The organism is Crenobacter sp. CS_VA4 (assembly GCF_055597485.1).
This window is the reverse complement of sequence record NZ_JBVMAE010000003.1, coordinates 191,987-217,932: the sequence shown is the minus strand read 5'-3', so window position 1 is coordinate 217,932 and position 25,946 is coordinate 191,987. Positions and strand designations below refer to the sequence as shown.

The window sequence follows — 25,946 nt, the reverse complement described above, 5'->3', positions numbered from 1 at the left end:
ACCCTGAGAATGCGGACAAAGAAAAAGCCCGGCCAAGGCCGGGCTTTTTGCTGGGAGCGAGCAGGGTCACACCGGTTCGGGTGCCGCCGCCACAGGCTCGTTGAAGCGCAACTGCACCTTGTTGTCGGCATCGACGTCGATCGTCACCTCGCCGCCGTCGACCAGCTTGCCGAACAGCAGCTCGTCGGCCAGCGCCTTGCGGATCGTGTCCTGGATCAGGCGCGCCATCGGACGAGCGCCCATCTGCGGGTCGAAACCGCGTTTGGCCAGGAAGGCGCGCAGCGCTTCGGTGAAGTGCGCTTCGACCTTCTTCTCGGCCAGCTGCTGTTCGAGCTGCAGCAGGAACTTGTCGACCACGCGCAGGATGATCGTTTCGTCGAGCATCGAGAACGGGATCATCGCGTCCAGGCGGTTGCGGAACTCCGGACTGAACAGCCGCTTGATGTCGGCCATTTCGTCGCCGGCCGCCTTGCTGGAGGTGAAGCCCAGCGACGGCTTGGCCAACGATTCGGCGCCCGCGTTAGTGGTCATGATGACGATCACGTTGCGGAAGTCGGCCTTGCGCCCATTGTTGTCGGTCAAGGTGCCGTGGTCCATCACCTGCAGCAGCACGTTGAAGATGTCCGGGTGCGCCTTCTCGATCTCGTCGAGCAGCAACACCGCGTACGGATGCTTGGTGATCGCCTCGGTCAGCTGGCCGCCCTGCTCGTAGCCGACGTAGCCCGGCGGCGCGCCGATCAGGCGGCTGACCGCGTGGCGCTCCATGTACTCGGACATGTCGAAGCGGATCAGCTCGACGCCGAGGCTGAACGCCAGCTGGCGGGCGACCTCGGTTTTGCCGACCCCGGTCGGACCCGAGAACAGGAACGAACCGATCGGCTTTTGCGGGTTGCCGAGGCCGGAGCGCGCCATCTTGATCGCACCGGACAGCGCCTCGATCGCCTTGTCCTGGCCGAACACCACGTTGCGCAGGTCGCGCTCCAGGTTCTTCAGCGCGTTCTTGTCGTCGGACGACACCGTCTTCGGCGGAATCCGCGCGATCTTGGCGACGATGTCCTCGATCTCCGGCTTGCCGATGGTCTTCTTCTGGCGCGACTTCGGCAGGATCTTCTGCGCCGCACCGGCCTCGTCGATCACGTCGATCGCCTTGTCCGGCAGGTGACGGTCGTTGATGAAGCGCGCCGACAGCTCGGCCGCGGTCGACAGCGCCGCCTGGGTGTACTTCACGCCGTGGTGCTCCTCGAAGCGGCTCTTCAGCCCCTTGAGGATCTCGATCGTCTGTTCCACCGTCGGCTCGTTCACGTCGATCTTCTGGAAGCGACGCGATAGCGCGTTGTCCTTCTCGAAGATGCCGCGATACTCGTTATAGGTGGTCGCGCCGATGCAGCGCAGCGTGCCGTTAGACAGCGCCGGCTTCAGCAGGTTGGACGCGTCGAGCGTGCCGCCCGACGCGGCGCCGGCGCCGATCAGCGTGTGGATCTCGTCGATGAACAGGATGGCGTGCTCGTCGTCGGTCAGCTGCTTGATCACCGCCTTCAGGCGCTGCTCGAAGTCGCCGCGGTACTTGGTACCGGCGAGCAGCGCCCCCATGTCGAGCGCGTAGACGCTCGCCTTGGCCAGTACCTCCGGCACTTCGCCGGTGACGATGCGACGCGCCAGCCCTTCGGCGATCGCGGTCTTGCCGACCCCGGCCTCGCCGACCAGCAGCGGGTTGTTCTTGCGGCGGCGGCACAGCACCTGGATTACCCGTTCCACCTCTTGCTCGCGACCGATCAAGGGATCGATGCGGCCGTCGCGCGCCAGCTGGTTGAGGTCCTGGGTGTAGTTTTCCAGTGCACCACCCGGGCCGCTGGCCTCGTCGGACTCGGTTTCACCCTGCTCGCGCGGCTCGCCCGACGCGGACGGTTGCGAGCGCTGTTTGGTGATGCCGTGCGAGATGAAATTCACCACGTCAAGCCGCGAAATGCCCTGCTGGTGCAGGTAATAGACCGCATGCGAGTCCTTCTCGCCGAAGATCGCGACGAGGATGTTGGCGCCGGTGACCTCCTTCTTGCCGGACGACTGGACGTGCAGGATCGCGCGCTGGATCACGCGCTGGAAGCCGAGTGTCGGCTGGGTTTCCACTTCGTTATCGCCGGGCACGGTCGGCGTATGCTCGTCGATAAAGTCCGACAACTGTTTCTTCAGCTGGTCGAGGTTGGCTCCGCAGGCGCGCAGCACCTCCGCCGCCGACGGGTTATCGATCATCGCCAAGAGCAGATGCTCAACGCTGATGAACTCGTGCCGTTTGCGCCTGGCGTCCATGAACGCCATGTGCAGGCTTACTTCAAGCTCTTGGGCAATCATCAGTTTTCCTCCATCACACACTGAAGCGGATGCTGGTTGGCCTTGGCAAAGACCTGCACCTGCTCAACCTTGGTTGCGGCTACATCTTTGGTATAAACGCCACACACACCGCGGCCCTGTGTATGCACCTGCAGCATCACCCGGGTGGCTTTTTCCCGGTCCATAAAAAAGAAGGTCTGCAAAACTTCCACGACGAAGTCCATCGGTGTGAAATCGTCGTTTAGTAACAAGACCTTATAGAGCGGCGGCGGGGCAATCCGTACCCGCGATGCCTCTAGCTGGGCATCATCCTGAAACTGCGCTGACATTTGGGCCTTGGGCAAAATTGCGGACTACTTCAATTTTGGTTCCGATGGCGGGTTTTTCAAGTGAGGAGCTGTAACGGTCTATGACTTGACGTTCCCGCGATGGTTGCGTAGAAATGCAGTCAGGTGCTGGGCTTACAGTTTCTGCCGGTGTCAACGACATTGTCATGCAGCGCTTTAAGCTTTATAGTTCGGCCTCACCAGCCTTGATTTATGCATAGGAAGTAAGATGGCAACTGGTATCGTCAAATGGTTCAACGACGCTAAAGGCTTCGGTTTCATTACCCCGGATGAAGGTGGTGAGGATCTGTTTGCACACTTCTCGGCGATCAACATGCCGGGTTTCAAGACCCTGAAGGAAGGCCAGCGTGTCTCGTTCGACATCGTGAACGGCCCGAAGGGTAAGCAAGCGTCGAACATCCAGGCCGCTTAACCGGTTTGAATGTGCAGTCTGGCCAGCTGTCATGACTTGCCAGATAGAACCGTAAAAAACCCGCCGCTGGCGGGTTTTTTATTTTGGTGTTTTTATTATAGATCGATAAGCAAATAAAAACCCGCCACTGGCGGGTTTTTAACAGTTTGATGCAGCCGGTTACATCCGGGCGATCATCGCCTTGCCGAACGCCGAGCAGCTGACTTCGGTCGCGCCGTCCATCAGACGGGCGAAGTCGTAGGTCACCTGCTTGTCGTTGATCGCGGCTTCCATTGACTTGATCACCAGGTCGGCGGCTTCGGTCCAGCCGAGGTGACGCAGCATCATTTCGGCCGACAGAATCAGCGAACCCGGGTTCACCTTGTCCTGGCCGGCGTATTTCGGCGCGGTGCCGTGGGTGGCTTCGAAGATCGCGTAGTTATCGGAGATGTTGGCACCCGGGGCGATGCCGATACCGCCGACCTGGGCGGCCAGCGCGTCGGAGATGTAGTCGCCGTTCAGGTTCAACGTGGCGACCACGTCGTACTCGGCCGGACGCAGCAGGATCTGTTGCAGGAAGGCGTCGGCGATCGCATCCTTGACGATGATCTCGCGGCCGGTCTTCGGGTTCTTGAACGAGCACCAGGGGCCGCCGTCGATCGGGGCGGCGCCGAATTCGTTCTTGGCCAGCGCGTACGCCCAATCACGGAAGCCACCCTCGGTGAACTTCATGATGTTGCCCTTGTGCACGATGGTCACCGACTTGCGGTCGTTGTCGATCGCGTACTGGATCGCGGCGCGTACCAGGCGTTCGGTACCCTGCTTGGACACCGGCTTGATGCCGATGCCCGAGGTTTCTGGGAAGCGGATCTTCTTCACGCCCATTTCGTCCTGCAGGAAGGCGATCACCTTCTTGGCGCTGTCGGACTCGGCCTGCCACTCGATGCCGGCGTAGATATCCTCGGTGTTCTCGCGGAAGATCACCATGTCGGTCAGTTCCGGCTGCTTCAGCGGCGACGGCACGCCCTTGAAGTAGCGAACCGGACGCACGCACTGGTACAGGTCGAGTTCCTGGCGCAGCGCCACGTTCAGCGAGCGGATGCCGCCGCCGACCGGGGTGGTCATCGGGCCCTTGATCGACACCGCGTATTCCTTCAGCGCGCCGAAGGTCTCTTCCGGCAGCCACTCGTCGCTGCCGTACAGCCGGGTGGCCTTCTCTCCGGCGTACACTTCCATCCAGTGAATCTGCTTCTGGCCGCCGTAAGCCTTCGCAACGGCGGCGTCGATCACCTCCTTCATGACCGGCGTAATGTCGACACCAATGCCATCGCCTTCGATGAACGGGATGATCGGATTGTTCGGGATCGGCTGCCCAGGAACGATTTTCTGACCGCCTGCTGGAACCTGGATGTGAGATGCGCTCATTGCTGCTCCCTTCTGGTTGAGACAGATTTGTCGTTGCAGTCACCGGTCTGCGGCGTCTGATATCCCGCATTCTAACCTGTTGTGGCAGTGCCAAGGCAGATTGCGCCAAGACTGCTTTGTAATTATCTACGAAAATCCCGTCATCTTCGAGGCGCCGCGAGAGCGGTGTAATACCGCTGCGACAAGCCGGAAAGCAAAAATGCCAGGGCAGGGCCTTGGCATTTTCAGTTGGCGTAAAGTGTCGGCACTTTGAGCTGTGCCGCCCCTTTCTAGCGCTTGCGCTGCGTCGCTCAGACGCGCGCTGCGGCCAGCGCGGCGTTGAGGGTGGCGCTCGGACACATCACCGCCTTGCACCTCTCGGCGTCGGCGAGGTAGTAGCCGCCGATGTCGGCGGGTTTGCCCTGGACGGCCTTCAACTCGTCGATGATCTTCTGCTCGTTGTCGGCCAGCGTCTTGGCGAGCGGCGCGAAGTGGGCCTGCAACTCCTTGTCGTCCGTCTGCTCAGCCAGCGCCTGCGCCCAGTACATCGCGAGGTAGAACTGGCTGCCACGGTTATCGAGTTCACCGGTGCGGCGCGACGGCGACTTGTCGTTGTCGAGCAGCTTGCCGGTGGCCGCGTCCAGCGTCTTGGCGAGAATCTTCGCCTTGTCGTTGTCGGTCTTGATGCCCAGCTCTTCTAGGGACACTGCCAAGGCGAGGAATTCGCCCAGCGAATCCCAGCGCAGGTGGTTTTCCTCGAGCAGCTGCTGCACATGCTTCGGCGCCGAGCCGCCCGCGCCGGTTTCGTACATGCCGCCGCCTGCCATCAGCGGGACGATGGACAGCATCTTGGCCGAAGTGCCCAGTTCCATGATCGGGAACAGGTCGGTCAGATAGTCGCGCAGGATGTTGCCGGTCACCGAAATGGTGTCGAGGCCGCGAGCGACGCGCTCGAGGGTGAAGCGCATCGCGCGCACCTGCGACATGTGGTGGATTTCCAGGCCGGTGGTGTCGTGATCCTTCAGGTACGTCTCGACCTTCTTGATCAGTTCGTTTTCGTGCGGGCGGTAGGGGTCGAGCCAGAACACCGCCGGCATGCCGGAGTTGCGAGCGCGGGTGACGGCCAGCTTGACCCAGTCGCGGATCGGCGCGTCCTTGACCTGGCACATGCGCCAGATGTCGCCTTCTTCCACGTTCTGCGAGAGCAGCACTTCGCCGGTGACGAGGTCGGTGATGTTGGCGACGCCGTCTTCGGTGATTTCGAAGGTCTTGTCGTGCGAACCGTATTCCTCAGCCTTCTGCGCCATCAGGCCGACGTTGGGCACGGTGCCCATGGTCTTCGGATCGAAATTGCCGTGCCATTTGCAGAAGTTGATCATCTCCTGATAGATGCGGGCGAAGGTCGATTCCGGCATCACGGCCTTGGCGTCGTACGGCTTGCCGTCTGCACCCCACATCTTGCCGCCGGAGCGGATCATCGCCGGCATGGAGGCGTCGACGATGATGTCGTTGGGCGAGTGGAAGTTGGTGATGCCTTTGGCCGAGTCCACCATGGCCAGACGAGGGCGGTGTTCCTGGCAGGCGTGCAGGTCGCGGATGATCTCTTCGCGCTTGGAGGCCGGTAGGGTCTCGATCTTTTCATAGAGGGTGGCCATGCCGTTGTTGACGTTGATGCCCAGCTCGTCGAACAGCTTGCCGTGCTTCTCGAAGGCTTCCTTGTAGTAGATCTTCACGCAGTGGCCGAACACGATCGGGTGGGACACCTTCATCATGGTGGCCTTCACGTGCAGCGAGAACAGAATGCCGGCCTGGCGGCAGTCTTCCAATTCCTTCTCGTAGAACTCGTACAGGGCCTTCTTGCTCATGAACATGGAGTCGATGATCTCGCCTTCCTGCAGCGAAACCTTCGGCTTCAGCACGATGCTCTGGCCGCTCTTGGTGACCAGTTCCATCTTCACGTCACGGGCGCGGTCCAGGGTCATGGACTTTTCGCCGTGGTAGAAGTCGCCGTGTTCCATGTGGGAAACGTGGGTCTGCGACCACGGCTTCCACTCGCCCATCGAGTGCGGGTGCTTCTTGGCGTAGTTCTTGACGGCGGCGGGGGCGCGGCGGTCGGAGTTGCCCTCGCGCAGCACCGGGTTCACCGCCGAGCCCAGACACTTGGAGTAGCGGGCCTTGATCGCCTTCTCTTCGTCGCTGCTCGGGTTTTCCGGGTAGTCGGGGATGGCGTAGCCCTTGGACTGCAGCTCCTTGATGGCGGCCTGCAGCTGGGATACGGAGGCGCTGATGTTGGGCAGCTTGATGATGTTGGCATCAGGGTCCTGGGTCAGCTGGCCGAGTTCGGCCAGGGTGTTCGGGACCTTCTGTTCGTCAGTCAGATAATTGGGAAACTCGGCCAGGATGCGCGCGGCCACCGAGATGTCCGCGGTGGCGATATTGATGCCGGCCGGGGCCGCAAAGGTTTCGATGACCGGCAGGAAGGCGTTGGTTGCCAGCGCGGGTGCTTCGTCGGTCAGAGTGTAGATGATGGTCGGCTGTTGCGATGGCATTACTTTACTCCATGATTGTCTTGCGACGATTGAACGATTGCGCGAGGAGGCTGCGGCGCTGGGCGACATCCCGTGCTGGCGTGTTGAAACGGTATTGGAAAAACCGGCCTATCAGGCGCAACGCTTTGCCTGCGGCGCAGCGAGCGATGAAGCCCGCGGGCTGCCGGTTGGCTTTTCAAATACGAATTATATCGCGCCTCGACCGCCCCGCTCGAAGCGCACCCGAACCGTTTATGCCCATTGATTGCCGGGCAAATTTTCAATTGCGAATTATATCGCGCTTCGACCGCCGCGCGGCGTTGGTGAAAACGCTAACTTGCCTGCCCGCTCTATGAACGGCAGTGGGTCTGGGGACGTTGGTGCTCTGGCCGGCGCCGCAGGAGGAGGGGGCATGTCTGGCTATCCGACGGCTTGTGTCCAGCCTTGCTATCATCCGGGGAATTGTTCCTGCTGCCGGTCTGGCCATGCCCCAACTGATTTTGCTCAACAAGCCGTATGGCGTGATTTGTCAATTTTCCGAGCATCCGCTGCACCCTACGCTCAAATCCTGTATCGCATTGCCGGGGGTCTACCCGGCCGGGCGACTCGACACCGACAGCGAGGGGCTGCTGCTGCTGACCGACGACGGCACGCTGCAGCACCGGATCGCCGATCCGCGCTGGAAGCTGCCGAAGACCTATTGGGTGCAGGTGGAGGGTGAGCCCGCCGCTGAGCAGTTGGCGGCCTTGGAGGCGGGGGTGGACCTGGGCGATTTCGTTACCCGCCCGGCGACGGTGCGCCGGCTCGAGCCGCCACAGCTGTGGCCGCGCAACCCGCCGGTGCGGTTTCGCAAGAGCGTGCCGGATTGCTGGCTCGAGATCGTGATCAGCGAGGGCAAGAACCGCCAGGTGCGGCGGATGACCGCCAAGGTCGGCCTGCCGACGCTGCGGCTGGTGCGGGTAGCGATCGGGCCGTGGCACTTGGAAGGCCTGCAGCCGGGCGAACACCGGGTGCTGTCGGTGGACCTTGCCGATTTGCCGGGGGGCAGGCAAGCTATGACGCAGGCAAACGTTGGCCGAACGCCGCCACGCTCGACCGGGAAAAAGCCATCGGGTCATTCTCCGTCGACGCGCAGGCGCAAACCATAAAGACATGCGTCGGCCACGCACAAGGGAGAAACGAGGTCGATGCAGATTCCGGAATACTACAACCCGGTGGCGCGCGACATCGCGCAGGTGCTGGTAGAGGGCTTCAACAAGCACTACCGGCTGTTCCGCGAGACCGGGCGCTACGCCAAGACGCTGTTCGAGAACCAGGACTGGCCGGGCATCCAGCAGACCATCCGCGACCGCATCCAGTTCTACGACGACCGGGTCAGCGAAACGGTGCTGCGCCTGCGCCAGGAGTTCCACGCCGACCTGCTCGACGACGAGATCTGGCAGCAGAGCAAGCTGTACTTCATCGGCCTGTTGACCAACCACAAGCAGCCGGAGTGCGCCGAGACCTTCTTCAACTCGGTGTTCTGCCGCATCCTGCACCGCGACTACTTCAACAACGACTTCATCTTCGTGCGGCCGGCGATCGCCACCGACTACATCGAATCCGATCCGCCGACCTACCGCAGCTATTACCCGCGCACCGCCGGGCTGCGCCAGACGCTGCGCCAGATCGTCCGCGACTTCGGCTGGAACACGCCGTTCGCGCACCTGGCGCACGACATCGGCTGCGTGCTGCGCGCCGCGCTGACCCATCTGGGCGGCGAGTGGCCGGTGCTCGAGGCGAACCTGCAGATCCAGGTGCTGGCGACGCCGTTCTACCGCAACAAGGCGGCGTGGATCCTGGGCAAGGTGGTGAACGGCGGCACCAGCTACCCGTTCGCGGTGCCGGTGTTTCACGACGGTGAGGGACGGTTGACGCTCGACACGGTGCTGCTCGAGCCGTGGCGGATCGGCATCCTGTTCTCATTTAGCCGCGCCTACTTCCTGGTCGACATGGAAGTGCCGTCCGGCTACGTGCAGTTTCTGCGCTCGATGATGCCGACCAAGAGCAAGGGCGAGCTGTACACGATGCTGGGCCTGCAGAAGCAGGGCAAGAACATCTTCTATCGCGACTTCATTCACCACTTGCAGCACTCCAACGACAACTTCATCATCGCCCCGGGCATCAAGGGGCTGGTGATGCTGGTGTTCACCTTGCCGTCCTACCCCTATGTGTTCAAGCTGATCAAGGACGTGTTCGGCGGGCCGAAAGAAATCGACCACGCCACGGTGATGCGCAAGTACCAGCTGGTGAAGCAGCACGACCGGGTCGGGCGGATGGCCGACACGCTGGAGTTCTCCAACGTGGCGTTCCCGAAGGCGCGCTTCACCGCCGAGCTGTTGGCCGAACTGCGCGCGCAGGTGCCGTCGCTGCTCGAGGAGGACGAAGAACGCATCGTGATCCGCCACCTGTACATCGAGCGGCGGATGAAGCCGCTCAACCTGTACCTCGCGCAGGTGAACGCCGAGGAGAAGGCGCGCGCGGTGTGCGACTACGGCAACGCGATCAAGGAGCTGGCGTCAGCCAATATCTTCCCCGGCGACATGCTCTACAAGAACTTCGGCGTGACTCGCTATGGCCGGGTGATCTTCTACGACTACGACGAGATCGAGTACCTGACCGACTGCAATTTCCGGCGCATCCCCGAGGCGCCGAATCCCGAGATGGAGATGTCCGGGGAGGTGTGGTACCCGGTGGCGCGCACCGACGTGTTCCCGGAGGAGTTCGCTACCTTCCTGCTCGGCGACCCCGCGGTACGCCGGGTGTTCCTCGAGCATCACGGCGACCTGTTGACGCCGGAGTTCTGGCAGTCCCGGCAGGAGCGGATCCGTGCCGGCTTCATCGAGGACTTCTTCCCCTATCCGCAGCAGCTGCGCTTCGGCCAACCTCGCAGCGGCCGGGCGGCCTGAACGCGACAAGGGGAACCTCGTGGTTCCCCTTGTGTGCTGGCGACCGCCCCCTTGTTAGCGGGCGGGCTCCTCACAGCGATGGTCTTCGAAGTAGGCGACCGGGCCGGCGCTGGTCAGGCCGATATGGAAGCACGATGTGCTCGGTAGGGTCACGCCCGGCTGCTCGGCGGCGCGGACGATCTCGAACAGCACTTCCACTTCCTTGAAGCGTTTGGCGATCTTGACGTTGCCGGTCAGCCAGGCGCGGATCGCCTCGGCCTGCGGGTGCTCGTTGTCGATGGTCAGCTCGCAGCTGGGGCAGCTGACCAGGCCGACGGCGGGCGGAATCGAAATGGTGTTCTCGGCCAACTGCTGCTCAGCCTCGTTGCTGAACTTGGCCAGTTGGCGGCTGGCGCGGGCGCGGATGGCGGCCAGCGTCAAGCGGCCGTCCTTATTGCCCTGACCGAATAAACGTTCCAGCCCGGGATTCTTAGCACTCAAACTGATCTGCATGACGTAAAACTCCTGCTTTTCTTTTAACGACGAACCGATGTTGACTATAGAAAATCCCGATTCGGATGCCGGGCTTTTTTACGACTTGATGACGAACGGTTGCAATTGATAACGTGCGTTATCACTCGCGCCATGTTTTAAAAATAAGACATATTTTACAGATTGAAATGAAAAAATGACCGAGCGGTCGGCTCGGTCATTGTCAAGTGCAGAAGTGCTTTTTAAACAGCGGCTTAGACGGCTAGTTTCTTCAGTTCGTAGAGCAGCGCCAGCGCGTCGCGTGGGCTGAGACTGTCCGGGTCCAGGTCGGCGAGGCGCTCGAGCGCCGGGTGTGGCTCGTCGGCAACAGGCTCGATCACCGGTATGGCGAACAGGTCGGGCTGGCGATGCGCGCTGGCCGCCTGCGACTCCAGTTCGGCCAGGTGCCGGCGCGCCTCGCGGATCACCTTGCCCGGCACGCCGGCCAGTTGCGCCACCGCCAGGCCGTAGCTCTGGCTCGCCGGTCCGTCCTCGACATGGTGCAGGAACACGATGCTGTCCTTGTGCTCGACCGCGGACAGGTGCACGTTGGCGACCTGTTCGAACTCGTCGGCGAGCCGGGTCAGCTCGAAGTAGTGGGTGGCGAACAAGGTGTAGGCGCGGTTCTTGTCGATCAGCGCGCGCGCGATCGCCCAGGCCAGCGCCAGGCCGTCGAAGGTCGAGGTGCCGCGACCGACTTCGTCCATCAGCACCAGGCTGTGTTCGGACGAGTTGTTGAGGATGTTGGCGGTCTCGGTCATCTCGACCATGAAGGTCGAGCGCCCGCCGGCCAGGTCGTCCGACGCGCCGATCCGGGTGAAGATGCGGTCGACCACGCCGATCACCGCGCGGTCAGCCGGCACGAAGCTGCCAATGTGCGCGAGCAGCGTGATCAGCGCCACCTGGCGCATATACGTCGACTTACCGCCCATGTTCGGGCCAGTGATCAACAGCAGCTTGCGCTCGTCGGACAGGAGCGTGTCGTTGGCGATGAAGCGGTCGACCTCGGCCTCGACCACCGGGTGGCGGCCGTTCTCGATGGTTAGTTCGACGCCAGGCACGAATTCCGGCTCGACGTAGCCGAGCGTGTCGGCGCGTTCGGCCAAGGTGGCCAGCACGTCGAGCGTGGCGGTGGCCTGCGCGACCAGCTTCAGCTCGGCGATATGCACGGCCAGCGTATCGAGCAGCGCCTCGTACAGCTGCTTCTCCAGCATCAGCGCGCGGTCGTTGGCCGACAGCGCCTTGTCCTCGAATTCCTTCAGCTCCGGGGTGATGTAGCGCTCGGCGTTCTTCAGCGTCTGGCGGCGGCGGTAGTCGTCCGGCACCTTGTCGCCCTGCGCCTTGGTCACCTCGATGTAGAAGCCGTGCACCCGGTTGTACTCGACCTTCAGCGTGCTGATGCCGGTGCGCTCCTTTTCGCGCGCCTCGAGCTGCAAGAGGAAGTCACCGCAGTTCTGCTGGATCGCGCGCAATTCGTCGAGCGTCGGCGAGTAGCCGTGGTTTATCACGCCGCCGTCGCGTAGGAAGGTGGCCGGCTCCGGCAGCACCGCGCGGGCGAGCAGCGCGGCGACCTCCGATTCGCGCGGCAGCACCGCGGCGAGCTGTTGCAGCAGCGGGCTGTCGAGCCGTTCGGCCAAGGTCCGAGTGGCCTCCAGCGCGGTCAGGCTGTCGCGCAAGGCGGCCAGGTCGCGCGGCCGGGCGCTGCGCAGCGCGACGCGGGCGGTGATGCGCTCGACGTCGCCGACCTCGGCGAGGCTGCCACGCACCTCCTGCCAAGCGTCGCGCAGCACGCGCACCGCGGACAGCCGTTCGGCCAACTTGCCGTGGCGGCGGATCGGGTGGTGCAGCCAGTGCGCCAACAGGCGGCTGCCCATGCTGGTGGCGCAGCTGTCGAGCAGGGACAGTAGCGTCGGGCTCGCCTCGCCGCGGATGGTCTCGGTCAGCTCCAGGTTGCGGCGGGTGGCGGCGTCGAGCCGGATCAGCTCGCGCGCGTCCTCGACCGCCAGCGTGGCGATGTGGCTGGGCTGCACGCCCTGGGTCGACTTGACGTACTCGAGCAGCGCGCCGGCGCAGCCGATCGCGACATGCATGCCGTCGACGCCGAAGCCGGCCAGGTCGCGGGTGCCGAAGTGGCGGGTCAGCGTGGCGGTCGACGACTCGGCGTCGAACTGCCAGGCGGGCAGGCGCTGGCTGGGGATGCCCAACTGGGCCAGCAGCGGAATCTCCAGTCCGTCCGGCAGCACGATCTCGGCCGGGCGCAGTCGCTCCAGCTCGCTGGCGAGCTCGTCGACGCTGGTCTGCTGCAGGCGGAATTCTCCGCTGGCGAGCGAGATCCAGCCGAGGCCGAGCGTGCCGCGGATGCTGTTCAACGCCAGCACGCGGTTGTCTCGCTTATCGTCGAGCAAGGCTGCATCGGTCAGCGTGCCCGGCGTTACCACCCGCACCACCTTGCGCTCCACCGGCCCCTTGGCGAGCGCGGGGTCGCCGATCTGCTCGGCGATCGCCACCGACTCGCCGAGCTTCACTAGGCGCGCCAGGTAGCCCTCGGCCGCGTGGTAGGGCACGCCGGCCATCTTGATCGGGACGCCGGCGGTGGCGCCGCGCGTGGTCAGCGTGATGTCGAGCAGCCGCGAGGCTTTCTCCGCGTCCTCGTAGAACAGCTCGTAGAAGTCGCCCATGCGGTAGAACAGCAACTTGTCCGGATGGTCCCGCTTGAGCGAGAAGTATTGCGCCATCATCGGGGTATGGGCGGGGGCCTTGTCTTTGTTCACTGCACGGTCCATGGCTTGAAAGCGGTTTGATTTCGATAGCCGGCCATTCTACCGGAGCTCGCGGGCCGGATGGCTGTAGCGCGCATCGGCGGGCTTGGCCGAAGCCACAAGCAACAACGCCCTGCACGGGGCAGGGCGTTGCGATTGGGGAAGGGTGAAGCGGTCAGCCCTTCAAGTGCGGCGCGAAGGTGTGCAGCAGCTGGGCCAGTACCTTCGGGTTGGCGGCGACGATGTCGCCGGTCTCCAGCCAGCTGTCTTCACCGGCGAGGTCGGTGACGATGCCGCCGGCTTCCTGTACCAAGAGTGCGCCCGCGGCGATGTCCCACGGCTTCAGGTTGAATTCGAAGAAGCCGTCGACACGGCCGCAGGCCACGTTGGCCAGATCGAGCGCGGCCGAGCCTTCGCGACGGCCGCCGGCGGTCTTCGCCAGCACGTCCTTCAGCATCGCGAGGTAGGTGTCCATCATCGACTGGTTGACCACCGGGAAGCCGGTCGCGATCAGGCATTCGTTCATGTTGATGCGCTTGGAGACGCGGATGCGGCGGTCGTTCAGGAACGCGCCGACGCCACGGCTGGCGGTGAACAGGTCGTTGCGGTTCGGATCGTAGACGACCGCTTGCTGGATCTGGCCCTTATGCGCGAGGGCGATCGAGACCGCGTATTGCTGGTGACCGTGCAGGAAGTTGGTGGTGCCATCGAGCGGGTCGATGATCCACTCGTATTCGGACTGGCCCATGCCTTGCGCGCCGGATTCTTCGGCCAACACGCCATGCTTCGGATACGCTTCGAGAATGGTCTCGATAATCGCCGTTTCGGCATTGCGGTCGACTTCGGACACGAAATCGTTGGCTTTCTTCTTTTCGAAGCGGATCACGTCGACGTTCAGCGAAGCGCGCTGGATCACGGTGGCTGCACGGCGCGCGGCCTTCACCGCGACATTGAGCATGGGATGCATGTCTGGCCTTTTCTACACGGTCTGACGCCGCCGGCCCGAGCGTCGGGCGGCCTGCGTCGTTACAATACGGGTTAAGGAACGATAAAACCCGCGCTGGCGCGGGTCTTTGTAATATGGCCGACATTGTACGCGACAATCACTCATGAATAAACCCGAAGTCCCTGATTTTTTAAAGAACATTCGCGTCGTGCTGGCACGCCCGAGCCACCCCGGCAACGTCGGTTCGGCCGCCCGCGCGATGAAAACCATGGGGCTGACCAACCTGTATCTGGTCGAGCCCAAGGCGTTCCCGCATCCCGAGGCCGACACGCTCGCCTCCGGCGCGGTCGACGTGCTGCAGCGTGCCACCGTCGTCCCGACCTTGGCCGAAGCGCTGGCCGGCGTCACCATCGCCTGCGCGCTGACCAGCCGCCGCCGCGAGTTGACCACCCCGCTCGCCACCCCGCGCGAGGCGGTGCCGGAATTGCTGGCGCGCGCCAAGGCCGGCGAGCAGGTGGCGCTGGTGTTCGGTAACGAGACCTTCGGCCTGTCGATCGACGAGGTCGAGCTGTGCAACCGGCTGGTGACGATCCCGGGTAACCCGGACTATTTCTCGCTGAACCTGTCGCAGGCGGTGCAGGTGCTGTGCTACGAGCTGTTCAGCCAGGTCGAGATGCCGCTGCCGCACCTCGAGCAGGAATCGCTGCCGGCGACGCACGACGAGGTGGAAGGCATGCTCGGCCACCTGGAAAGCGCGATGGCCAAGAGCGGCTATTTCGAGCGCCGCAACAGCGAGAGACTGATGCGGAGGATGCGCCGGTTGTTCGGCCGCGCCAGCGTCGAACGCGAGGAAATCGACATCCTGCGCGGCTTCTGGAAGCAGGTCGAACGTACCGCCGACAAGGCTAACGATAAGGACTAAGCCGATGAACGTCGCGCTCGACGCGCTGTGGTGGCGCTTGCAGCACCAGCAGGTTCGCGATCTGGCGGCGCTGTTGACCGCGCCGGCGCCGTGGCTGACCGGGCGCGAGTTGTCGCTGCCGACGCTATTGGGCGAGCACGGCTTCCGCTACCTGTTGGCGCTCGACGCCGACTCGGCGCCGCTCGCCGCCTGGCTGGCCGAAGAGCCGGTAAGCCGGCTCGGCCGCTACGCCGAACGGCTGTTGATGTTCTGGTTCGCCAACGCGCCGCATTGCCAGCTGGTGTCGGCCAACCTGGCGGTGCACGACGGCAAGGACACCGTCGGCGAGTACGACTTCCTGGTGCGCATCGACGGCGAACCGTGGCATCTGGAGCTGGCCTGCAAGTACTACATGATGCTCGGCGACGGCCCGGATACGCTGGTCGGGCCGAGCCTGCGCGACGCCTGGCGCATGAAGTACCACAAGCTGCACCACCAGCTCGGCCTGTCCGGGCGCGGGCCGGGCCGGGCGGCGCTGCCGGACGGTTTCGCCGGCGCGCGCTGCGCCTCGGTGCTGCGCGGCACGCTCTGCTACCGCGACGGCCCGTGGTTGGCCGAACCGCTGTCGCCGTTGCAGTGGCACGGTTGGTGGCGCCCGCTCGGCGAGGCGTGGCCGGTCAGCCGCGACGACAGCCGCTGGGTGTGGCTGCCGCGGCTGCGCTGGCTATCGCCGGCGCGGGTCGACGAGGCGTTTGTGCAGACGATGCCGGCGCTGCAGGCGCAACTGGCCGGCAACGACGTGCCGCAGCTGGTCGCCGAATGCGAGAAGCGCCCGGACGGCCATTGGCATGAGATCGCGCGCGGCTTCGTGGTGCCGATCGGCTGGCCCAACCCGGAGCGGCTCGACGCGCTGCTGCGCCGCGCCGGCACGCTGGCCTGAGCGGCCTGTCGCAGTCGGCCGCCTAGCTGCTAGCCAGGCTTCGTTCTCTGCCGAGCCGGGCATGCACGCGGCTGACTCTATAGGCCGCCCGTTCGGCCAACTTTGGTCTCACTTCCCTTCCCACGCGGCAGGCACTGCCGCCTTCCTACATTGCGATGCAGTTGGATCCCTATGGGCCTTCCCGGGCACGACTGTTTCACGCCTAGCCTAGCCATCCCGACGTTGCTGTCCTGCATCACGCCTTGTTCTGTCAGCGGCTGTAAGCCCAACGGCATCGCTCCGCTGGGGTTTTTAAGCATCGCTTAACGGTCCGTACGACGGCCGGGTAGTACGTGGTTCTTGGGCTTGATATTGATCTGGTTTCTCCTACAACTATGAATTGTCAGCATCTAATTTGATTTGCAAGAAGAATAATTCTCAATGTGAGAATGTAGTGTCGCTAACAAAGCCGGCGTAGCGATCCCGGTTAGGCATGCAGCCGCAGACAGAACAAGGCATACGGCAGTTTAGGACAGTAATGCCGAGATGCTCTTGTGGGCGGCTTTTCTTGTTTGATGGTGGAGGGGGAGCAATGAAGGACAGGAATCTTAAGTATTCTGCATGGCAGCTAGCGTTGCTCGCGCCGCTGGCGGCGACCCCCGTCATCGCTGGGGCGGCGGGAAAAACCGTCGCGCAGCTGGAAAAAGAAATGGCGGCCCTGCAGTCCGAGAATCAGACGCTGGAAGCCAGGCTCAAAGCACTCGAAAGTCGCTGGGCTGCCATGACCTCCAGCCCTCAAAAGACAGTTAGGCCAGCGGCCGCGCCTGCGGCTGCGGCTGCTGGCGCGGTAGCGAGCGCCGCTGCTGCGCCAGGCACTGAGACAACACCGGCCGTCATCCACAGTGCTGCCGCATCAACGACCAAAACAGTCGATGAGGTGCCGAAAAGCGTTGAAGACATCTATCAGAATGCCAGCGGATTTTTTGAGTCCGGCAAATTCTCGATCGAGCCGGGTTTTTCCTATAGCTACTATGATACGCACGAGCTAAAGCTGAATGGCTTTCTCGCATTAGATTCGATCTTTTTGGGAAGTATCAATATCGATCGTATCAAAAGCAATACCTATACCTTCGACGTGACAACCCGTTATTCACCCTCCCCCCGTTGGCAGTTTGACATCAATGTTCCCATGGTCGGTAGGGACGCCTCGTATTTCTCTGGAGGAGCAGGAGGGTCATCCACAACCTTGTCAGAAGCCAAACGGAATCAGGATCCAAGGCTCGGCGACGTTTCGGTGGGTATTTCTTACAAGTTGGTTAAAGAGAACGTCGATAGGCCTGACATCGTCGGCAGTGTCAGAGTGAAGGCGCCAACCGGGAAAGAACCTTACGGGATTAAGGTCAGGCCAACCCCCGGTAACAACAATCTCTCCGTTCCGGACGAAATGCCAACCGGGAATGGTTTGTGGGGAGTTACGACAGGGGTGTCGTTTGTCAAGACAGCTGATCCGGCCGTTGTATTTGCTAATCTGGGTTACACGTATTATTTTGACAAGCATTTCGAGGATATCAGCTCGAACCCTAAGGAACATATTGGCGGTTCGATTAAGTTGGGCAATAGCTGGCAATTGGGTGCCGGTGTGGCCTTTGCCCTCAACGATCGGTTAAGTATCGGCATGTCTTATGCTCAGCAGTTGGGGGAACGGAGCAAAACCAAGGTGGATGGTGGAAGTTGGCATAGCGTAGCGGGTAGCCAGGCGAACGCGGCCAATATAAACCTTGGCCTGACTTATGCGATAAGTAGACATTTCTCCATCATCCCTACGGTGGCCTTTGGCTTGACGCCTGACTCGCCGAATTACTCGGTCTCGATGAAGTTTCCTTATACGTTCTAGCGTGAAAGGAAGTGAGGTAGTTATGTTGCCCAAACAGATCGTGGTGATAGGGGGCGAAAATGAGCCTGATTTTCTTGAGACGTTGGCGAGTGAGGGTTGGAGTGTCCAGCTTGTCCGTAACCTCGCCAACCTCAGTGCGCTGAACCGTCATACCGATAGCACGGCGTGCGGCCTACTCCTGGTCGACTCACGGTTTGAGAAGCAGTTGCCTCGCTTGCGTAATGTGTTGCTGTCGACGGAATTCGAATGGGTAGTGCTACTGGAGCAGCACCAGCTGGAAATGCCGGAAGTCAGGCAGTTTGTTGATGAATGCTGCTACGACTTTCATCATCGCCCTATCGATGCGAAGCGGCTACTGGTCACGCTGGGGCGTTTGCGTGGCAAGGCGTTGCTGCGACACCGGCAATACGACGTAGAAGTCCCGGTGGGTGAATTGATCGGTGAGCATCCGGTCATGGTGCAGTTACGACGAAACGCGCAAAGAATTGCCCGTAGCCATGCAAACGTGCTGATCACCGGGGAAAGCGGGACGGGTAAAGAGCTGGTGGCTCGGACGATTCATCGGCTGTCGGATCGCAGCCATGCCGTTTTCCAAGCGGTCAATTGCGGCGCGTTGCCGGGAAGCCTCGTCCAATCCGAATTGTTCGGTTACGAGAAGGGCGCATTTACCGGTGCCAACGAGCGACGGCTGGGCCGTATCGAAGTCGCTTCGGGCGGCACGCTGTTTCTCGATGAAATCGGCGACATGGCGCTGGAAGCCCAGGCCAATCTGCTGCGCTTCTTGCAGGAAGGGACGATCGAACGGCTTGGATCGCCCCATCCAATCGGGGTGGATGTGCGGGTGGTGGCGGCCACGCACGTTGATCTGATTGAGAAGGTCAAGCGTGGCGAGTTTCGCGAGGATCTTTATTATCGGCTCAACGTTTGCACTATCCATATTCCGCCGTTGCGTGAGCGCCCTTCGGACATCATGCCGATCGCGCAGCACCTGATTGCCCGCCACGCCGAGAACCTCGGGGTGCCAAAGCGCCGCCTTAGCAGTGAGAGTGCTCAGGCGCTACTCAACCATTCCTGGCCAGGAAATGTCCGAGAGCTGACCAATCGGCTCAGCCAAGGCCTGGTCATGAGTACCGGACGGTTTATCAAGCCAAAAGATATGGGACTGGGGCAGGGTAATGAGCCGCTGATTTACCCGCTGGGTAAGGAAAGAGAAAGTGCCGAACGCGAGGTGCTGCGGATAGCCCTGGCGCTCAATCAGGGTAACCGTAGCAAGGTGGCGCGTTCGCTGGGGGTGTCGAGGGCGACGCTGTACCGCTTGCTGAATAAGCACCAGCTGCTTGATGCCATTGATGCGACATAAGACTAGCTGGCGAATACGGCCTGAGGAGGGAATAAAAGCGCGGCACCTTGTGTTAAGAGCCGCTAACAAAATTTCTCGACAAACCGTAAGCAAATCAAGGAGCAGGCGAGCTTCAATAGAGCTTAATGCGTATCCAGCCGTCGTTCGAAGCGGATGCGCAACTTGCCGAACCCCGCCAACCAAGCATGAGTTCATTCGACCACCCAACGGTGACGGCCAGGCCGTTCACGGCGGTTGACGCCACGACGGGTAATGCGCGCTTTGATGCCCCGTCGTCGAAGATGGTCGCGACAACGGAAGTAATCGTGCCCTTGTCCGCATGCAGTCGGTCTGGCCGCTGTCGAGGTTTGCCCGGTAAGCCGGGAACGGCCGGGATGGCATCAACTAATGACTCAAACACCATCGAGGCATGCCGGTTGGCGCCGGGAATACACAGCGCCAAGGGGAGACCTCGGCCATCTACAACAATGTGCCGTTTGCTGCCGAGCTTGCCACGGTCGGTGGGGTTGGGGCCGGTTTGTTGGCCCCCGGGGGCTGGCAACGCTGGCCCCGTCAATGCTGGCTCGGCTCCAATCGATTTGGTCGCATTGCCGAAGCTGGGTGAGCAACGCCAGATGGAGCTGGTCCCAGAGGCCTTGCTCCTGCCAATCCAGCAGCCGTCGCCAGCAAGTCATGCCGCTGCCGAACCCCAGTTCCTTGGTAAGTCTTCCCAAGGGATGCCGGTGGTGAGCACGAACAGGATGCCGTTGAGGGCGGCTCGATCATCCAGGCGGGGACGACCTTTGCCACGACGGCGAGGTGGCATGGGGAGCAGCGGTTGTAGCGATTTCCACAGTTTCTGGGTGACAAGTTGACGTCTCATGCCCATCTACAAGGCTTAGCGCCAACTTGTCCTGCCGATTTTTGTTCGCGGCTCTAAGAATGCCGTCCAATCAGCAATATGTCATTAGTGGCAATATTAAGCGCCATAAAATGATGAATGGCAGCACTAATTATTAAGAAAAGTATTTCGAAACCAATTTGGCAGTGTTATTGCATAAAAGATTGTGCTTGGGTTGCCGCATGCCCGTCGAGTTCACCACACCCAAAGAGGGTGTGTCTAAGTAACTGCATCCATTTGGTTAGCAATTTACCATACAGCTTAAAGACGAAAAGATTAGCGGTTATGGGCCTCACTCGCTTCACGGATGGGAGCTTAGGGAAATGAACAGGACCATTATCATTGAGCGGCCACCCTGCTACGTCACCTGCCTGGTTGCTGCATACATAGTAAGCGGGCTTTGGTATCTCGGCTGGCGTGCAACCACAATTAATTGGAACGCCATACTGATTTCTGTTCCATTGTATGTCGCCGAGCTATTCGGCTTCGTCAGCGGCTTAATGTATGTCATGATGACCTACCGTCTAAGCGTTCGCCATTCCCCCCCTCCTATGTCTGACGCGGTGGTCGATGTATTCATAACGACTTACAACGAGTCTGTCGATTTGGTCCGTCGAACGCTCCTCGCCGCAAGGAACATGGAGCACCCACATGTCACATGGCTTTTAGACGATGGCAATCGCGAAGAGATGCGCACCCTTGCCGCAGAGCTGGATTGTGAGTATTTGGCGCGAAGTGAAAACATTAATGCGAAAGCTGGAAATTTAAACAACGCTCTGAAATACAGTGCAGCAGCGTTCATAGCCGTTTTTGATGCGGATCATGCACCGCGCAGGGATTTCTTGTTGAAGACCTTGGGTTATTTCCACGACTCAAAAGTAGCGTTCGTGCAAACGCCACAAGACTGTTATAACGTTGATTCGTTCAATCACCGCTTAATAGGCGAAAGATTTTGGAACGAGCAATCGCTGTTTTTTAAAGTTATCCAACGAGGCAAGGACACTTGGAATGCCGCGTTTTTCTGTGGCAGCTGTGCGTTAATACGGAGGTCCTCGCTCGATGCCATCAATGGTTTTGCTACTGGGACGGTCACAGAGGATGTTCACACTTCCATAAAACTTCATAAGCTAGGTTACCGCTCGGTGTACCATGCCGAAACATTGGCGTACGGACTGGCGCCCCACAGCATCGAACCGTTCCTCAAACAAAGAATACGTTGGGGCACGGGAGGCATGCAGGTATGGAGGAAGGAGCGCATCATATTTGGCCAAGGCCTATCGCTTGCGCAAAAAATAAGCTATTTGGCATCAATACTTATTTACTTCGAGGGGTGGCAAAAGCTAATCTTTTTCCTGACCTCACCAGTCGTATCCTTTTTTGGCGTACTCCCTATCGTTGCACCGATAGGAAAATTCATCGCTTTTTTCTCATTGTATTATCTCCTGTCAATACTCTTATACCTCGAGTTAGGAAGAGGCTACGGTGCGATTTTTCTAAGCGAACAGTACTCGATGGTGCGCTTTTTTGCGTATATATCGACGGTCGCAGGACTTTTCCGTAAGAAAATGGACTTCTCCATAACCAGCAAAGATCTATCGAAAACCGGGAAAACATGGCTTTGGCTTTTCCCATCACTCTTTGTTGCACTACTTGCTGTTATCAGCATTCCAGTAGGGCTGTTCAGGATGAAAAATGGCACCATTCCTGTGGGGGCTGGAGTCGCAAACATTTTTTGGGCAGCCACTACAGTGACAACTGGATTAGCCCTTAGTTGGTTCAGTTGTCGACGCGCGAAAAATAAACGAAACGAGTACCGCTTCCCGCTGCACATTCCCATTACACTGACACTACACGGTCAACATTATTTGGGGCTGACTTCCAACTTATCCTCGGATGGAGCCCTATATAGGGGCGAAGCTGCCCCGACCGTATCGCTCAATGACAGAGTCGGTGTGAAAATCCATCTTCCCGGTGTTGCTGTTCAAGGCGAGGCAGTTGTCACCTTTATCAATACCGACGATTCTCCGATACAGAGAAGCGACAACCATCTTGGCTTGCACTTTGAATGGAGCTCTGCGGAAGCGCACCATTCATTAGAGCAGTTTCTTTTTGGCAACAGCCTTCAGTTCGAATTGGGACAACTCAGAGAGCTTCACCCCCCGCCGTTGGTGCGGTTAATTGAAGCGCACCAGCAAGGCGTCGAACCCCTGGCTTCTCAGCTGCGATGGGCACCCGGCTTGCTAGTCCGAGTACGAAGCGAGCCCCAGGTACCAGTAGCTGTTGCTTATACCCAAAGAGTCTCAGGTGATGCGCCATACATGGTTGTTAGTCACGTCGATCTCGGCAAAAACACCAAGGGACTACTCAGACAGGGGCTGCTTGACAGTCACAGTGACCAGCTCATCAGCCTGAGCCCTTGCGGCAAGCTGGAAACCCCTACCGGGCAAATTCATCTCTACAGTATTGCTTCTCAACATTGCTTCGCTCGCGATAACCACACAGACACAGGAAGACAATATGCTCTGCAAAAAAACGACCAATCAATTGTTTTTTTATGGATTAGAAATCACGGCCACCACTTGCGTACTGCCGTTCAACAGCACTGCAATGGCAGTCCAACCATTAGTTTTTGCAGGCGCATCATTCGCCGAGCAAGGTGAGCGTTACGAATATGTCTTTTTTCAAGCCAGTCTCTGACGAAGCGGCTTGTGATTAGCGACTACTACTATCGCTTGAAGGGGAGCTTATTCTCATAGTGACCTTCCCCCATTCAGGGAACCAGAGATAAGTTAGCAATCTGGTCGACTTGGGGTTGATGTTGTTCCCGGTATTGCACCGGGGCCAGGTAGTTCAAGGCACTATGTGGCCGGACATGATTGTAGTCCTGCCGCCAGTGCTCGATGGTGGCCCTTGCGTGATTCAGATTGTGAAACACCGACTGATTCAGACACTCCTCGCGCAACCGACCATTAAAGCTCTCAATGAAGGCGTTCTCCACCGGCTTGCCAGGGCGGATGAATTGCAGCGTCACGCCGTGGCGATGTGCCCATTCATCCAATACCCGACTAGTAAATTCCGGGCTGTTGTCGACTTGGATCAATGCCGGACGACGCCCACACACGCGTAGCTGTTCCAGTATCCGCGGCACTCTGGCTCCCGACAGCGAATGGTCGACTTCAATCCAGACCGCCTCTCGATGCCATGTGTCCACGATGGTCAGTATCCGGATGCGTCGACCATTCCAAAGGCAGTCGGCCACGAAGTCCATCGCCCAACGCTGATCGGGCCCGGCAGCCAGTGGCAGCACCACGCGCAGATGACTAGGGCGCTTCTTGCGCCGACGCAAGCGCAGCGACAAACCTTCTTCGCGGTAAAGCCGTTCCACCCGCTTGTGGTTGATGCGCCAACCTTCTCGCTGCAGCAACGCGTGCAAACGTGGTGCGCCAAAGCGCCGTCGTTGTTCGGCCAGTTCACGCAAGCGCTGACGTAATGCCGCATTGGGATCGGGTGAAAGTGGGCGTCGCAGTGTGTTGCGAGCGATCTGCACCAAGGCACAGGCCCGTCGTTCCGAAATACCGTGCGTGGCCATGAGCTGGCGGGCTGCGGCACAACGTTGGGCGGGCCGGCTCAGTTTTTTGCCAGGACTTCCTTGAGCATCTGAATGTCGAGGGCCTGATCGGCGGCCAGCCGCTTGAGCCGGTTGTTCTCCTCTTCGAGCCGCTTGAGACGGCGCGCTTCGGACACGTCCAGGCCGCCGAACTTGGCGCGCCACTTGTAGAAGGTAGCGTCGGAGATGCCGTGCTTGCGGCACAGCTCGGCAGCAGAAAGGCCGGCTTCTGCTTCTTTGAGGACGGCGATGATCTGTTCTTCGGTAAAATGGGACTTGCGCATGCTGGCTCCTTGGCCGTCATGCTAACTAATTCTTGGTATATCTGGATGGGGGAAGGTCAATAGGATAAAAACTGGGGGGCTTACCTTTGGATTTAGTAGCGGTGCAAGGAAGACAAATGGTCAGCCCCGATCGTTTATGTGGGAGTAGAACTGAACAAGGCTTTGTCTTTTTAGCGAAACTTAGAGTCGCTAACAAAACTCAGCGAAGCGGTCCCAGCTAGGCGTCCTGCCGCAGACAGTACAAGGCATACGGCAAGGCAGGACAACAACGCTGGGAGGGTTTTGTTAGCGGCTCTAAACAAGATGCCGCGCTTTTGGTTTTTGCTGGCTTTGTTTACCGGATCTTAATGCATGCCGGGTAGCCCTATGAGCATGTGTTGGGCGTTGGCGGTGCTGGAGTGAATGTCGCTGATCGCGTTCGGATTGAGCGTGACGGAGATATTCAGGTTGTTGCGGGTCACCGTCCCGTCGGTATTGATCCGGGTGAATTGCTGAAGCTGGCCCTGGCCGATGCTCTGGGTCAGGCTGCCCTTGTCTCCCATGTCGACCTGGCTGGTCAGCTTGTTGCCCGACAGCGTCACCCCCTCGCCTTGCGAGGGCTTCCAACCCGCACCCGGGGTCGACTGTGCGGTGTTCCCGGCGTCCCCGGTGCGAATGGTAATGCTCACCTGGTTGCCGGAGTTGTTGTTATTGCCGCCGATCTGGTTGACTTGGGTGACGCCTTGAACGGTGTTGTTGGTCACCGTCAGCCCGCCTTGTGAGCCGGAGTTCCCCGATGGTGTCCCCGATCCGTTCAAGCTGTAGGTCGTCACCGTGGGGGAGAAGCGGGCGCTCGGCGTGCCTTCCAGGACCACGGCGGTGCCACGTTGCGTGCCGTCCGGAGCGCTCCAGGTGGAAGCCATTTCGATGCCGAAGTGCATAATTTCCCCGGCATCGATGTAACGGCCTCTCAGGGTGTCGAGTGCCTGGTCGCTGACATAGGCGATCGGCTCGAGTAGGCCGGCATTCGCCGTCCCGATTCCGCCCAGTGCCACTAGCAGTCCATGCACTAATATTAACCGTCGCATGATGGTCTCCTCCCTTCGAGCCACTAACAAAAATCCCTTGGCGTTGTTGTGCTGCCTTGCCGTACTACTCGTAACTGTCTGCGGCAGCACGCCTAACCAAGGTCGCTACGCTGATTTTTGTTAGCGGCCCTTAGCTGGACGTGTAAAGAATCCGTCTAGAAAAAGTCGCTGTGCTGGAAGCCGAATTCCAGCAATTCGGCGATCGGCACCGGTTGGCCCATGTTCGTAATCGCGTTGCGTGCCGACAGAGTGCTTGATGCCCCCAGCAGGGGGGTGTCCAGGCGGTAACCTTTTCCGGCCAAGACCAGCAACACCCCGTTCCATTGCTTCTTGAACGTGTCGGTGGCTACGGTCCGGTTGCCAACCGCCGGGTCCGCCAGATACACCCAGTCTCTGGTGTAGGACTTCAGAATGGCGAAGTGCTTGTAGCCGCCGATGTCGATCAGGACGATGGCCGGCAGTTTCAACTGGGCCAAGCGGCTCGCGTCCAGCAGAAAGCCGCTGGCGCGCAGGCCGATGTGATTGGCGTAGTGCTTCATGTCCAGCATCGAGAAGCCGTCCCTGCGCACCGTTTCCGGATTGGCGCCGGCCATCATGCCGGCGATCACTTCTTCTTCGCTGACCGGCCGGTTGAAGCCATAACGAAGCAGCGTCGCCATGGTCGCGGCGCCGCAGCTGAAATCGGTTTTCTGTTCGACGACGTTGGTAAAGCGAAGGTCGCGCAGGCTTTTCACCCGTTTTACCGGCTGATCCAGCCCGGTGTAGCCCGGAACGATCATGCTGGCCGAAACGGCCAGGGCGGAGTGCGCCAGCAGGGTCAAAGCCAGCAAGAAATGGGGCGGCAGAACGCGTCGTGTCATAGTAAATACCCGGCCC

At 60.4% G+C, this 25,946-nt stretch carries 19 protein-coding genes and 1 pseudogene; 9 read left to right on the top strand and 11 right to left on the bottom strand.

The window, feature by feature from the left end:
- Positions 1–66 precede the first annotated feature (66 nt).
- Complete coding sequence (gene clpA, locus ACZ2IA_RS04490) at positions 67–2,346, bottom strand: ATP-dependent Clp protease ATP-binding subunit ClpA (RefSeq protein WP_470291371.1); 2,280 nt, start codon at positions 2,344–2,346, stop codon at positions 67–69.
- Positions 2,346–2,654 (bottom strand): ATP-dependent Clp protease adapter ClpS, encoded by a 309-nt coding sequence (gene clpS / locus ACZ2IA_RS04485; protein ID WP_470291370.1) that lies wholly within the window; start codon positions 2,652–2,654, stop codon positions 2,346–2,348. The genes clpA and clpS overlap by 1 nt, the downstream gene beginning before the upstream one ends.
- A gap of 226 nt (positions 2,655–2,880) precedes the next feature.
- Between clpS and ACZ2IA_RS04480 the strand changes: the two genes are divergently transcribed.
- Positions 2,881–3,084 (top strand): cold-shock protein, encoded by a 204-nt coding sequence (locus ACZ2IA_RS04480; RefSeq protein WP_470291369.1) that lies wholly within the window; start codon positions 2,881–2,883, stop codon positions 3,082–3,084.
- Between the two features lie 159 nt (positions 3,085–3,243).
- On the opposite strand, the gene icd is transcribed toward ACZ2IA_RS04480, so the two are convergent.
- On the bottom strand, positions 3,244–4,488 hold the full coding sequence (gene icd, locus ACZ2IA_RS04475) for an NADP-dependent isocitrate dehydrogenase (RefSeq protein WP_470291368.1): 1,245 nt from the start codon (positions 4,486–4,488) through the stop codon (positions 3,244–3,246).
- A 290-nt stretch (positions 4,489–4,778) separates the two neighbouring features.
- Positions 4,779–7,016 carry an NADP-dependent isocitrate dehydrogenase gene (locus ACZ2IA_RS04470; protein ID WP_470291367.1) on the bottom strand — a complete coding sequence of 746 codons (2,238 nt, stop codon included), beginning with the start codon at positions 7,014–7,016 and terminating at the stop codon, positions 4,779–4,781.
- On the opposite strand from ACZ2IA_RS04470, the gene ACZ2IA_RS04465 reads away from it, so the two are divergent.
- The 3 genes from ACZ2IA_RS04465 to aceK all read left to right on the top strand — a co-directional run bounded on the left by ACZ2IA_RS04465 (position 6,991) and on the right by aceK (position 9,943).
- Complete coding sequence (locus ACZ2IA_RS04465) at positions 6,991–7,260, top strand: hypothetical protein (RefSeq protein ID WP_470291366.1); 270 nt, start codon at positions 6,991–6,993, stop codon at positions 7,258–7,260. The two genes, ACZ2IA_RS04470 and ACZ2IA_RS04465, sit on opposite strands and share 26 nt — an antisense overlap.
- Positions 7,261–7,480: 220 nt before the next feature.
- Positions 7,481–8,143, top strand: coding sequence for a pseudouridine synthase (locus ACZ2IA_RS04460; protein ID WP_470291365.1), 663 nt, complete (start codon positions 7,481–7,483; stop codon positions 8,141–8,143).
- A gap of 39 nt (positions 8,144–8,182) precedes the next feature.
- Positions 8,183–9,943, top strand: a complete 1,761-nt coding sequence (gene aceK / locus ACZ2IA_RS04455) for a bifunctional isocitrate dehydrogenase kinase/phosphatase (protein ID WP_470291364.1) — start codon at positions 8,183–8,185, stop codon at positions 9,941–9,943.
- A 54-nt stretch (positions 9,944–9,997) separates the two neighbouring features.
- On the opposite strand, the gene ACZ2IA_RS04450 is transcribed toward aceK, so the two are convergent.
- The 3 genes from ACZ2IA_RS04450 to ACZ2IA_RS04440 form a co-directional block, all read right to left on the bottom strand.
- Positions 9,998–10,435 carry a hypothetical protein gene (locus ACZ2IA_RS04450; RefSeq protein ID WP_470291363.1) on the bottom strand — a complete coding sequence of 146 codons (438 nt, stop codon included), beginning with the start codon at positions 10,433–10,435 and terminating at the stop codon, positions 9,998–10,000.
- A gap of 233 nt (positions 10,436–10,668) precedes the next feature.
- Positions 10,669–13,191: a DNA mismatch repair protein MutS gene (gene mutS, locus ACZ2IA_RS04445; protein ID WP_470291416.1), complete on the bottom strand. Its 2,523-nt coding sequence runs from the start codon at positions 13,189–13,191 to the stop codon at positions 10,669–10,671.
- A 196-nt stretch (positions 13,192–13,387) separates the two neighbouring features.
- Positions 13,388–14,179 (bottom strand): inositol monophosphatase family protein, encoded by a 792-nt coding sequence (locus tag ACZ2IA_RS04440; RefSeq protein ID WP_470291362.1) that lies wholly within the window; start codon positions 14,177–14,179, stop codon positions 13,388–13,390.
- A gap of 142 nt (positions 14,180–14,321) precedes the next feature.
- Between ACZ2IA_RS04440 and ACZ2IA_RS04435 the strand changes: the two genes are divergently transcribed.
- From ACZ2IA_RS04435 to ACZ2IA_RS04420, 4 genes are all read left to right on the top strand, one after another.
- A complete protein-coding gene (locus tag ACZ2IA_RS04435) occupies positions 14,322–15,080 on the top strand; it encodes an RNA methyltransferase (protein WP_470291361.1) in 759 nt (252 codons plus the stop codon).
- 4 nt (positions 15,081–15,084) lie between these two features.
- Positions 15,085–15,999 carry a DUF1853 family protein gene (locus tag ACZ2IA_RS04430; protein WP_470291360.1) on the top strand — a complete coding sequence of 305 codons (915 nt, stop codon included), beginning with the start codon at positions 15,085–15,087 and terminating at the stop codon, positions 15,997–15,999.
- A 571-nt stretch (positions 16,000–16,570) separates the two neighbouring features.
- Complete coding sequence (locus tag ACZ2IA_RS04425) at positions 16,571–17,872, top strand: transporter (RefSeq protein ID WP_470291359.1); 1,302 nt, start codon at positions 16,571–16,573, stop codon at positions 17,870–17,872.
- A 22-nt stretch (positions 17,873–17,894) separates the two neighbouring features.
- Positions 17,895–19,232, top strand: a complete 1,338-nt coding sequence (locus tag ACZ2IA_RS04420; RefSeq protein WP_470291358.1) for a sigma-54 dependent transcriptional regulator — start codon at positions 17,895–17,897, stop codon at positions 19,230–19,232.
- A gap of 122 nt (positions 19,233–19,354) precedes the next feature.
- Here ACZ2IA_RS04420 and ACZ2IA_RS04415 read toward each other — a convergent pair.
- Positions 19,355–20,094 (bottom strand): annotated as a pseudogene (locus ACZ2IA_RS04415) (IS5 family transposase).
- Positions 20,095–20,435: 341 nt separating this feature from the next.
- Between ACZ2IA_RS04415 and ACZ2IA_RS04410 the strand changes: the two are divergent.
- Complete coding sequence (locus ACZ2IA_RS04410) at positions 20,436–22,772, top strand: glycosyltransferase family 2 protein (RefSeq protein WP_470291357.1); 2,337 nt, start codon at positions 20,436–20,438, stop codon at positions 22,770–22,772.
- A gap of 110 nt (positions 22,773–22,882) precedes the next feature.
- Here ACZ2IA_RS04410 and ACZ2IA_RS04405 read toward each other — a convergent pair.
- The 3 genes from ACZ2IA_RS04405 to ACZ2IA_RS04395 form a co-directional block, all read right to left on the bottom strand.
- Positions 22,883–24,003, bottom strand: a protein-coding gene (locus tag ACZ2IA_RS04405) for an IS3 family transposase (RefSeq protein WP_470291356.1) whose coding sequence is annotated in 2 segments (ribosomal slippage) — positions 22,883–23,751 and positions 23,751–24,003 — 1,122 coding nt in all. Because the reading frame shifts where the segments join, the coding sequence is not laid out codon by codon here.
- A 344-nt stretch (positions 24,004–24,347) separates the two neighbouring features.
- On the bottom strand, positions 24,348–25,070 hold the full coding sequence (locus tag ACZ2IA_RS04400) for a hypothetical protein (RefSeq protein ID WP_470291355.1): 723 nt from the start codon (positions 25,068–25,070) through the stop codon (positions 24,348–24,350).
- A gap of 155 nt (positions 25,071–25,225) precedes the next feature.
- The gene (locus ACZ2IA_RS04395; RefSeq protein ID WP_470291354.1) at positions 25,226–25,930 is read right to left on the bottom strand and encodes a C39 family peptidase; all 705 of its coding nucleotides are present in this window, start codon (positions 25,928–25,930) and stop codon (positions 25,226–25,228) included.
- Positions 25,931–25,946 lie beyond the last annotated feature (16 nt).

What these genes read in the sequence shown, in the direction of transcription:
- ACZ2IA_RS04425 (WP_470291359.1), top strand. Translation starts at nt 16,571, where the DNA reads ATGAAGGACAGGAATCTTAAGTATTCTGCATGGCAGCTAGCGTTGCTC.
- ACZ2IA_RS04410 (WP_470291357.1), top strand. Translation starts at nt 20,436, where the DNA reads ATGAACAGGACCATTATCATTGAGCGGCCACCCTGCTACGTCACCTGC.
- icd (WP_470291368.1), bottom strand. Translation starts at nt 4,488, where the DNA reads ATGAGCGCATCTCACATCCAGGTTCCAGCAGGCGGTCAGAAAATCGTT.
- ACZ2IA_RS04420 (WP_470291358.1), top strand. Translation starts at nt 17,895, where the DNA reads ATGTTGCCCAAACAGATCGTGGTGATAGGGGGCGAAAATGAGCCTGAT.
- clpA (WP_470291371.1), bottom strand. Translation starts at nt 2,346, where the DNA reads ATGATTGCCCAAGAGCTTGAAGTAAGCCTGCACATGGCGTTCATGGAC.
- ACZ2IA_RS04435 (WP_470291361.1), top strand. Translation starts at nt 14,322, where the DNA reads ATGAATAAACCCGAAGTCCCTGATTTTTTAAAGAACATTCGCGTCGTG.
- mutS (WP_470291416.1), bottom strand. Translation starts at nt 13,191, where the DNA reads ATGATGGCGCAATACTTCTCGCTCAAGCGGGACCATCCGGACAAGTTG.
- ACZ2IA_RS04430 (WP_470291360.1), top strand. Translation starts at nt 15,085, where the DNA reads ATGAACGTCGCGCTCGACGCGCTGTGGTGGCGCTTGCAGCACCAGCAG.
- ACZ2IA_RS04440 (WP_470291362.1), bottom strand. Translation starts at nt 14,179, where the DNA reads ATGCATCCCATGCTCAATGTCGCGGTGAAGGCCGCGCGCCGTGCAGCC.
- aceK (WP_470291364.1), top strand. Translation starts at nt 8,183, where the DNA reads ATGCAGATTCCGGAATACTACAACCCGGTGGCGCGCGACATCGCGCAG.
- ACZ2IA_RS04465 (WP_470291366.1), top strand. Translation starts at nt 6,991, where the DNA reads ATGATGGTCGGCTGTTGCGATGGCATTACTTTACTCCATGATTGTCTT.
- ACZ2IA_RS04460 (WP_470291365.1), top strand. Translation starts at nt 7,481, where the DNA reads ATGCCCCAACTGATTTTGCTCAACAAGCCGTATGGCGTGATTTGTCAA.
- ACZ2IA_RS04450 (WP_470291363.1), bottom strand. Translation starts at nt 10,435, where the DNA reads ATGCAGATCAGTTTGAGTGCTAAGAATCCCGGGCTGGAACGTTTATTC.
- clpS (WP_470291370.1), bottom strand. Translation starts at nt 2,654, where the DNA reads ATGTCAGCGCAGTTTCAGGATGATGCCCAGCTAGAGGCATCGCGGGTA.
- ACZ2IA_RS04400 (WP_470291355.1), bottom strand. Translation starts at nt 25,070, where the DNA reads ATGCGACGGTTAATATTAGTGCATGGACTGCTAGTGGCACTGGGCGGA.
- ACZ2IA_RS04395 (WP_470291354.1), bottom strand. Translation starts at nt 25,930, where the DNA reads ATGACACGACGCGTTCTGCCGCCCCATTTCTTGCTGGCTTTGACCCTG.
- ACZ2IA_RS04470 (WP_470291367.1), bottom strand. Translation starts at nt 7,016, where the DNA reads ATGCCATCGCAACAGCCGACCATCATCTACACTCTGACCGACGAAGCA.
- ACZ2IA_RS04480 (WP_470291369.1), top strand. Translation starts at nt 2,881, where the DNA reads ATGGCAACTGGTATCGTCAAATGGTTCAACGACGCTAAAGGCTTCGGT.